7 protein-coding genes are annotated in these 9,245 nt (G+C 68.6%); all 7 read left to right on the top strand.

From position 1 onward, the window contains the following. A partial coding sequence (locus tag VIU94_RS31285; protein WP_331916539.1) for an aggregation-promoting factor C-terminal-like domain-containing protein occupies positions 1–3,724 on the top strand: 3,724 nt, incomplete at its 5' end. Continuing rightward, positions 3,721–5,184, top strand: coding sequence for a hypothetical protein (locus VIU94_RS31280; RefSeq protein ID WP_331916537.1), 1,464 nt, complete (start codon positions 3,721–3,723; stop codon positions 5,182–5,184). The genes VIU94_RS31285 and VIU94_RS31280, both read left to right, overlap by 4 nt. A gap of 11 nt (positions 5,185–5,195) precedes the next feature. Continuing rightward, positions 5,196–6,266: a DUF5047 domain-containing protein gene (locus VIU94_RS31275; RefSeq protein ID WP_331916541.1), complete on the top strand. Its 1,071-nt coding sequence runs from the start codon at positions 5,196–5,198 to the stop codon at positions 6,264–6,266. A 10-nt stretch (positions 6,267–6,276) separates the two neighbouring features. Then, complete coding sequence (locus VIU94_RS31270) at positions 6,277–7,092, top strand: hypothetical protein (RefSeq protein ID WP_331916535.1); 816 nt, start codon at positions 6,277–6,279, stop codon at positions 7,090–7,092. A gap of 61 nt (positions 7,093–7,153) precedes the next feature. Further along, on the top strand, positions 7,154–7,927 hold the full coding sequence (locus tag VIU94_RS31265) for a glycine-rich domain-containing protein (protein WP_331916533.1): 774 nt from the start codon (positions 7,154–7,156) through the stop codon (positions 7,925–7,927). Between the two features lie 3 nt (positions 7,928–7,930). Then, positions 7,931–8,329 carry a hypothetical protein gene (locus VIU94_RS31260; RefSeq protein WP_331916531.1) on the top strand — a complete coding sequence of 133 codons (399 nt, stop codon included), beginning with the start codon at positions 7,931–7,933 and terminating at the stop codon, positions 8,327–8,329. 27 nt (positions 8,330–8,356) lie between these two features. Then, on the top strand, positions 8,357–9,235 hold the full coding sequence (locus tag VIU94_RS31255; protein WP_331916529.1) for a peptidoglycan recognition protein family protein: 879 nt from the start codon (positions 8,357–8,359) through the stop codon (positions 9,233–9,235). Positions 9,236–9,245 lie beyond the last annotated feature (10 nt).

Raw genomic sequence — 9,245 nt, 5'->3', positions numbered from 1 at the left:
GGACGGCAAGCTGCGTCCCCTGCACCAGATCGTCGGCGAGCTGGCCAAGTCGGGCGCGACCACCGGCCAGATCATGACGATCTTCGGTCAGCGGGCCGGCCCCGGTATGGCCGCGCTGATCCAGCAGGGCTCCGACAAGCTCGTCGGCCTGACGAAGGAACTGGAGAACAGCGGAGGCACAGCCGATCGCATCTCCAAGATTCAGATGAAGGGCTGGAGAGGCGAGGTCATCAGGCTGCGCAACGCCTGGGAAGGCCTGATGATCGCCATCGGCGACAGCGGTGTCCTGACCGTCGCCACCAAGGCCCTGTCCGGAATCACCCGGGCGACCACCGGCTTCGCCAACTGGGTCACCGAGAAGGGCATCCCAGCCGCCCAGAGCTTCAAGCGGTTCATGGGCAACCTCGTTCCCGTCGGCGACATCAAGCAGAACCTTGGGGAAGCGAAGTCCGCGGTTGCGGACTTCTTCGCCGGCCTGTCCGGCAAGGGCATGAAGAACATCTCGATGCCGCGGGTCGACAAGATGCCCGAGATCGTGCCGAAGTCGCAGGCCGGCCTTATCGGTCAGCAGATCCACGACGCCATCCAGAGCGGCTTCAAGGACATCGACTGGGGCAACCTCGGCAGCATCCTCGGCAAGGGGCTGTCGGATGCGATCGGCTGGGTCGGCAAGCACGCCGCCGACTTCGGCAAGAAGATCGCCGGAATCCTCGGGAAGATCGACTTCGTGGACGTCGGCAAAGCGTTCGGCGGCGCCGCAATCCCCCTCGCGATCGGGTTCATCACGAACCTGTTCGCGCCCCTGTTCAGCCTCGACTTCTGGAAGAAGCACTGGCTGGACACCATCATCGCGGTGCTGTCGGTCATCCCCATCGGGCGCTTGGCCAGCGGACTGGGCAAGGTGTTCAAGAACATTCCGTTCCTGAAGGTGTTCGAGCCGCTGCTCCGCGGCATCGGGAGCCTGGGCGGGTTCCTCGAGAAGGGCCTCGGCAAGTTCGTCCTCAAGCCCCTCGGCCGGTTCGCGAAGGCTGTCTGGGAAGGCATCGTCAAGGGCTTCGTCCGCGTCTTCCCCGGATCGGCCGGCAAGCTGGGCCAGTTCATCGACAACATGGCCCTGAACATCCTCGGCTATGTGGGCCGGTTCGCTGCCGCAGGTGAGCGCCTCATTAAGGGGCTCGGTAGCGGACTGCTCAAGGTAGGCGGCCGGATCGGCGAGTGGATCGGCCGCGTCGTCGGCTGGCTGGTGAAGCCGTTCGCCAGGGCCGGCAGCTGGCTGATCGGTAAGGGCCGGGCGGTTGTCACCGGCCTGAAGGACGGCGTCGTCACCGCGGCGAAGGCCATTGGTTCGTGGGCGTGGCGCACCATCGTCCAGCCGGTGCTGTCCCGCTTCACGTCGGCCGCTTCGTGGCTGCTGACGCGCGGCCGGTCGATCGTGTCCGGCCTGAAGGCGGGCGCGGTCGCCGGGGCCAGGGCCATCGGCTCATGGGCCGTGCGCACCATCATCACACCCGTGCTGAGCCGCTTTACGCGCGCCGGATCCTGGCTGATAACCCGAGGCAAGTCCGTGGTGTCGGGCCTGAAGTCCGGCATCGTGGGTGGCGCCAGGGCCATCGGTTCGTGGACGAATTCTCGCGTCATCAGCCCGGTCACCGGCGCCTTCCGGGCCGCCGGTACGTGGCTGAGGAGCAAAGGTGGCGCGCTGATCTCCGGCCTGAAGGACGGCATCGTCGGCGCGGTCAAGGGCATCGGCCACTGGATCAAGTCCAACCTCATCGACCCCGTCGTCAACGCGGTGAAATCCTTCTTCGGCATCCACTCGCCGTCGACGGTGTTCGCCGAGATCGGCGGCCATCTGGTGGGCGGCCTCTTCAAGGGCCTCGCCACCACTTCCGGCACCGTGCTCGCCAAAAAGGTGTTCGGGGATCTGCCGCACGCACTCTCGTCGATCGTGTCCAAGGGCCTCGTCTCGATCGGCAGGCTGCCCAAGAAGGCCCTCGACGCGCTCGCCAGCGTCGGCGGCGCGATCGGTCTCGGCGACTCCAGCGTCAAGGGCGGCGCACAGCAGTACGCGCAGCTGATGCTGAAGGCCTACGGCTGGGGGCCAGCGCAGTGGCCCGCACTGAAGGCGCTGTGGATGGGCGAATCCGGATGGAATCCGCTCGCCCACAACGCCAGCTCTGGCGCCCACGGCATCCCGCAGTCGCTGCCCGCGTCGAAGATGGCCAGCGAGGGATCCGACTACCTGACCAACCCGCAAACCCAGATCCGGTGGGGCTTGAAATACATCAAGTCCCGGTACGGCAGCCCGGCCGCCGCCTACGGCGCGTGGCAGGCCCGGAGCCCGCACTGGTATGCGGCAGGCACAGGCGGGGCCGCAAAGGGCCTGGCCTGGGTGGGTGAAAAGGGCCCGGAGCTGGTGAACTTCCGTGGCGGCGAGGACGTCCTCAGCCACCAGCAGTCCATGCTGTTCGCCAAGTCCAACGGCATCAAGCTGCCCGGGTACGCGTCGGGCACCATCTCGAATGCGGCTGATCGCTACCGTCGCGCCAGGGACCGGGTAGAGGACGCCCGGGACAAGGTGGCGCGCGCGAAGCGGCGGCACAAGGGCGTTCAAGCGGCCGAGAGGGAACTGGAGGCGGCGAAGAAGCAGTTGGAGGCGGCGAAGATCTCGCTCGCGAACGCCAGGCGGTCGGCGAAGGTGTCGATCTCCAACACGCTCGCCACCGGCTTCCTGAAGAAGATCGAGACCGGTTCGTCGTCCGCGATCGCCTCGGCCATCAAGAGCATTTCGACGAAGCTGTTGAACGCCGGCTTCGACCGGCTCGCGAAGTCCGTGCTGAAGAAGGGCGACAGGCTGGAGAAGCTCGCCGACCAGCGGGCCAGCGTCCAGAAGAGGCTCGCTCAGGCCAGGCGGTACGCCACCGACCAGGCGGCCTCCTTGCGTGAGTCGTTCAGCGTCACGGGCACGTCGGCCACCACCGTCGGCGGTCTCATCTCGGAGATGCGGTCGAAGCAGGCCGAAGCGAGCACGTTCGCGAGCCAGGTGAAATGGCTCAAGGGCCGGGGCCTGTCGAAGGATCTGCTCGGCCAGCTCGCCGAGGCCGGGCCGGGCAGCGAGCTCGCCCGGCTCCTGGCCAGTGCGAACAAGGGGCAGATCGCCCAGTTGAACAAGCTCGCCAAGTCCGGGCAGAAGCTGTCGGACTCCTACGGCCGCAGCATCGCCGACGCGATGTTCGACTCGGGCAAGCAGGCAGGGAAGGGCTTCCTCGCCGGACTCAAGGCGCAGGAGAAGGCGCTTCAGAAGCAGATCAACAAGCTGGCCACATCCCTGGTCAAAGAGATCAAGAAGGCTCTGAAGATCAAGTCCCCGTCGGGTGTGTTCCGCGACGAGATCGGCAAACAGGTCGTCCTCGGCATGGTCCACGGCATCGACCTGCACACCCCCCTCGTCGGCGCCGCAGCCCAGCGGATGGCCGACACCGCCAGCGGCATCACCATGCGCCGCCGCTACGTACCGACCGCAGCCAGCGGCCGAAACGGCGGCCACCGCGACGAGGAGCTGTGGGAGCGCCTTGCCGCCGCCCTTGAGGCGACCGGCCAAGACGTCCACGTCCACTTCAACGACGACCGGCTGCGGGACCTCATCGACGTCCAGGTCAAACCGAAAATCAAGGCGTCGGAGCAAAGCCAGGCCCACCGGGCACGGAGGGGGAGGCGAGCGTGACGATCTCCTACGGGGCGGCAGGGACGGTCACCGAGCACACCGACACCATCACACCGCCCCTGCCGGCCGGGGTCGCAGCAGGCCAGCTTGCGATCCTCCAGGTCGTCTCCGGTCACCCCAGCGACTCGATCCCGTCCACCCCGTCCGGGTGGACGGCGGCCGGCTCCTTCGGTGGGGGAGGGGGCTCGTTCGGAGCAGGCACCGGGCCGAGGCGGGTCACCTTCTTCGTGCGCGTACTCCTCGGCTCCGACACGGCCCCGACCGTGGCCATCCCCACCGGGACGGGGTCGACGATCGCCGCGCGCATCTACAGCCTGTCCCGCTCGGCCGGGACCGGCTGGCGGTGGTCTGCAGCGTTCGCCGAAGACACCTCCAGCGGCACCGGCTTCTCCGCAGCGTCCTCAACGACTCTCACCTGGGCGGCCGGTGACTTCGTCGTCATCGGGTACGGAATCCCGCTGTCCACCAGCGCCTTCAGCGCCGAGGCCATCACCGCGACCGGCATCACCTTCGGCACGATCACCGAACGCGCAGACGACACCATCACGTCGGGCCACGACTCCCGCCTCGCGACCGCGACAGGCGCCGTGTCGTCCGGCAGCGGAACACAGGCCCCCACGCTGGCCGCCACCCTCAGCTCAGCATCCATCGGCGCGGCAGGCGTGCTACGGGTCCGCGAAGCGTCCGCCGCGATCAGCGCCACCGCCCAGACGGTGTTCCCGCCCCGCACCCTGGTCTCCGTGACCGGCATGCTCGCCGAAGACATCACCTCGGCCACCATCTACCGGCAGTCCGGCACCGACCGCACCGCCGTGCGGGCTGCTTCCGCAGTGGATGTGACCGGGCAGACAGCGCTGCTGCGGGTGGACGCCCAGCAGCCGTTCGACGTTGCCGTCACCTACGTGGCCCAGCTCATCGACAGCGCCGGCAACACCTGGGAGGTCACCTCCGGGTCCATCACATCCACCGTGAGCAGCGACGTCATCTCCGACGCGATACGCGGCATCGGCGCAGCGGTGAAAATCGAGTCGCCGCTCGGCTGGAAACGCGACCGCGACGCCAGCCAGTTCAACGTGGGCGGCCGGATCATCGTCGTCGGCAAACCGCGCTCGACCCGCTCCGGGACCTTCACCGTCCGCACCGAAACCGACGAGGACGGGGACGCGCTGAACGAAGTCCTCGACGGCGCCACCGAAGGGGTCATCCTCGTCCGCAAGCAGACCAGCCTGTCGCGCCTGGACGGTACCTACGCGCTCCTCGACGACAACGAAGACCCCAACTGGTTCGACGAGTACAGCTGGTTCCAGCTGAACGTCGTGCAGGCCGACGACTGGCCCGACACCCTTGAGGCCGCCGGGTTCACGCTGCAGGACATCGCCGACAACTACACCACCCTCAAGGATCTGTCCGACGCGTTCGCGACGCTGCTCGCCGTAGCCCTCTTCGACTTCGGGGTGTAGCCGTGCTGACCATGTCGGACACCGCACTGTCCATCGTCCAACGGTCCTTCACCTTGGCCGTGCGCGCCGAGTCCTGGCTGGGCGGTGAACTCCTCGCCGCGGACATCCCCGTGTCGGACGGCTCGGAAGACCGCGACCGCACCCTGGCCGTCCCGGAACGCGTCACCCTCACCATTCCGCGCCGCGACGCAGGCACCGACTGGGCGCCCCTGCAACCCGACCATCCCCTCGCCGCCTACGGGCAGCAGCTCCACATCTCCTACGGCATCGACGTTGGCGGCGACTACGAATGGATCGACCGCGGATGGTTCCTGATCACCGAATCCTCCACGGACGGCGACACCGTCAGCGTGCAGGCGGAGGGACTGCTCACACTGATCGACGAGGCCAAGTTCTCGGCCCCCTTCCAGCCCAGCGGCACGTTCGTGTCTACCGCGCGCGCCCTCGTCGAACCCGCACTCACCGTCGAAGTCGACGGCCTGCTCACCGACCGGTCCATCCCCGTCGGCATGCAATGGGACGACGACCGCATGGGAGCACTCACCGAACTCCTCGACACGTGGCCGGCCGACGCCCGCGTGAACGAAGACGGCGTCCTGCGCATCGAACCCGTCTCCGACGCCGGCAGCTCTGTACTCGCGCTGACGGACGGCACCGACGGGACCGTGATCCGCTGGCAGGGAGCCACCTCCCGCGACGGGGCATTCAACGTCGTCGTCGCCCGCGGAGAGGACGCCAACGGCAACCAGATCCAGGGCGTCGCCTACGACCTCGACTCCATCTCCCCGACCCGCTACGACGGCCCCTTCAGCCCGCTCGCGGTGCCGTACTTCTACTCGTCGCCGCTGCTGACCACCGTCACTCAGTGCCGCAACGCCGCGACGACCACCCTCACCCGGCTGCGCCGCACGACCGGCCGGCGCCTCGACGTGACGATGGTGCCCCACCCGGGCCTGGTAACCGGCGACATCGTCACCCTCACCGGCGCCGGACTCACCTCGACGCCCTGCATCATCGAGTCTTTGTCCTTGCCGTACTCGCCGGGCGAGGAGCGGCTCACGGTGCGGACACTCGCCGCATGAGGGAGGTGCCGTGCCGGACTTCGCCGACCTGAAGGCATCCCTGGATTCCCGCCACACACTCGTGGCGAAAGCGCTGACGAGCGTGTCCAGCGGGGCGTGCACGGTATCCGTCGGCGGCATCGAGATCGCGGTGCGAGCCATTTCCGGGCTCACCGTCACCGCCGGATCACAACTCCTCATCGTCCGGCACGGCTCGGTGTACTGGGCGATCGCCGTCACCGTCGCAGCCCCCGCAGTGCCTCCGCCGCCGCCGACGCCATCGAGCGACCCACAGCCGGACCCCGGCGACACCGCGCCCGCACCGAAACCAACCGTCACCACCGGCAGTCTCGTCTGCTCACCAGTCGCGACCGCCAGCTATCGCGACGGCAAGTGGCGCACCGACATTGGACCCGTATCCGACGCCGACACCTTCCAGGGCCGCTACAGCGGCTCGAGCTACGGCCGCAACACCGGCTGCGCGTTCTACGGCTCCAAACCGCGCTCCCTGTCCGGTGCCACCGTCACCAAAGCGACGCTCAAGGCGAAACGCCTGTCGGCCGGCGACTTCGCCGCCCGCACACCCACCCTGCGCCTCGTCTCCCAATCAACACGCCCCGCCGGTGCGCCCACCCTCAACGAGACGACGAGCGGGCCGTCCCTCGCGGTCAACTCGTCGACCTCCAGCTTCACGATTCCCAACTCGTGGGCACAAGCCATGGTCGACGGGACTCGCGGCGGCCTCGCCATCTCCATCAGCAGCGACGACCCGTACATCCGGTTCGCCGGGCGCGGTTCCTGGTCGGCGGCGTGGGTGCTCACCATCTACTGGCGCCGCAGCTCGTAACCCATCAACCCCTCAAAGCCCCGCCCCGGCGGTGCTTTTGCATGCCCAGAAGGAGTGACGGGTGACGCAGCAGACCACCAAAGGCATCACGTACCCAGAGTCCACGGACCACACCAGGCTCTGGGAGCACCTGCAGACCCTCGCGACGAATGCCGACGCGCTGATCATCGGCAACGTCAACATCCAGCGCTTCGACGCGTCCGGCACGTGGACGAAACCGGCCGGGGCCCTCGTCATCGACGTGGTCGCGGTGGGTGGAGGGGCTGGCGGAGGCGGTGTGCCGGACACGTCGTCATCGCAAGCGTCTGCAGCAGGCGGCGGAGGCGGCGGCGGGTACGCGAGGCGTGTCTTGGCCGCATCGTCGGTGGGGTCCACCGTGTCTGTCACGATCGGCGCCGGCGGCGCCGGCGGCACGGCGTCCGGGGCAACGGCCAACGCCGGCTCCAACGGCGGCGCCACGTCATTCGGCAGCCACTGCGTGGCTGGCGGCGGTACCGGGGGCGGCCCGGGACTGCAGTCCGCCAGCACCCAGGCAGTCGGCGGCGGCGCTCCCGGCATCGGAACCACCGGCGACGTCCTGCTGCGTGGCCATGACGGCGGCAACGGCGTCGTCATCTCGGCCGCCCCCGCATTCACCGGAACGGGTGGCGCCGGCGGCGTCCTCGGCTCCATGCGCCGCGGGCCGGCTGTCACAGCGTCGGCGGCGACCGGCACCACCGGGTACGCGCCCGGTGGCGGTGGCGGCGGAGCGGTCGGCGGCACCGCTGCCGGCACAGCGCAGACGGGCGGGGCCGGCGCGGACGGCGTCGTCGTTGTCGTCACGTACACGGCGTGACCCGTGTCCTCGCCCGTTGAAGAACAGCCCCCGCCGCCGGAGAATCCACCGCCGCCGTTCACCTCCGAACGCCGGGACGGCTCTGTTCTTGAGCAGTGGGACGTGCCCTCGCACACCTATCGCCGCTACGAGAACGGTGCCCTCGTCATCGAGCGGCCGTTCACCGATGCCGAGAACGCCTCCGCGGCTACGGCAGCATCGGACGATGTCCGCCGTATCAACCGGGCCGTACTCCTGGCGCAGGTGCGTGCCGCCCTCGCCAGCAATCGGGCCTACCTCGACAAAGTGGCGGCCGGGACGGCGACGAACGCGGACCACATCGGCCAGGTGCCGGCACTGACCCGGCAGATGCAGGGCGTCATCCGGCTCCTCGCCGCCGGCGACCTCCTCGACCAGACCTGATTCCTTCACGTGAGAACGGGGGCCCGCATGGCCTGGTATCCCGGCGCCACGAGACTCGAACTCCAGCCCGAGTCGGACTCGCAGGCCGCCATCCGCCCGACCCAGTTCATCGTGCACTCGCTGGCCGCTCCATGGACAGCGAAGCGCACCTACGAGTACTGGCGCGACTCGACGAACCTGGAAAGCCACTTCGGGCTCGGCTATGAGGGTGACCTCGCCCAGTACATCGGGACCGAGACCCGCGCAGACGCGAACGCCTCAGCGAACCTGCGCCCAGACGGTACAGGCGCGGTGTCCATCGAGACCGCCTCGAACCTGCAGGCCTCCGACCCGTGGACTCCGGCGCAGGTCGAGCAGCTCATCCAGCTCGGCGTGTGGCTGCACCAGAAGCACGGCATCCCGCTGCAGATCTGCCGCAGCGCCAGCGATCCCGGCTACGGCTGGCACAAGCAGTTCGACGCATGGAACCCCAACGCTCACGCCTGCCCGGGCGACGCGCGGGTCACGCAATTCCGAGAGGTCGTGTTCCCGGCGATCGTCGCCCGCGCAACCGGCCAGGCCCCCGAGGAGGAAGACATGCCCACCGCCGCCGAGATCGCCGCAGAGGTCGTCAAGGTTCTGCCGAAAGCGACGTGGCTGACGGATGGGTTCTACAAGAACCCCAACCCGGCCACGGCCGCGAAAAACCCGTACATCGCCCCGGCGACCGGCCTCAGCAACGTCGAGATCGTCGCCCGCCGTACCGACGCGCGGCTGGCCGCGCTGCAGGCGACGAACGAGAAGCTCGTCGAAGCTGTCGCAACGCTCGCAGCCGGAATCGGCGACCTCGACCCGGCCGCGATCGTCGCCGAACTCAAGGCGGCGATCGACGGCATCACCATCCACCTCGACGCCGACGGCGCCTGAGCAAGGAAGC

This window comes from Streptomyces sp., from assembly GCF_036566765.1.
Classification (GTDB): domain Bacteria; phylum Actinomycetota; class Actinomycetes; order Streptomycetales; family Streptomycetaceae; genus Streptomyces.
The sequence above is the reverse complement of the archived record's forward strand: the minus strand, read 5'-3'. Positions and strand labels throughout refer to the sequence as shown.

Excerpts from the sequence above, each read along its gene's own strand:
- VIU94_RS31275 (WP_331916541.1), top strand. The coding sequence starts at position 5,196 with ATGTCGGACACCGCACTGTCCATCGTCCAACGGTCCTTCACCTTGGCC.
- VIU94_RS31255 (WP_331916529.1), top strand. The coding sequence starts at position 8,357 with ATGGCCTGGTATCCCGGCGCCACGAGACTCGAACTCCAGCCCGAGTCG.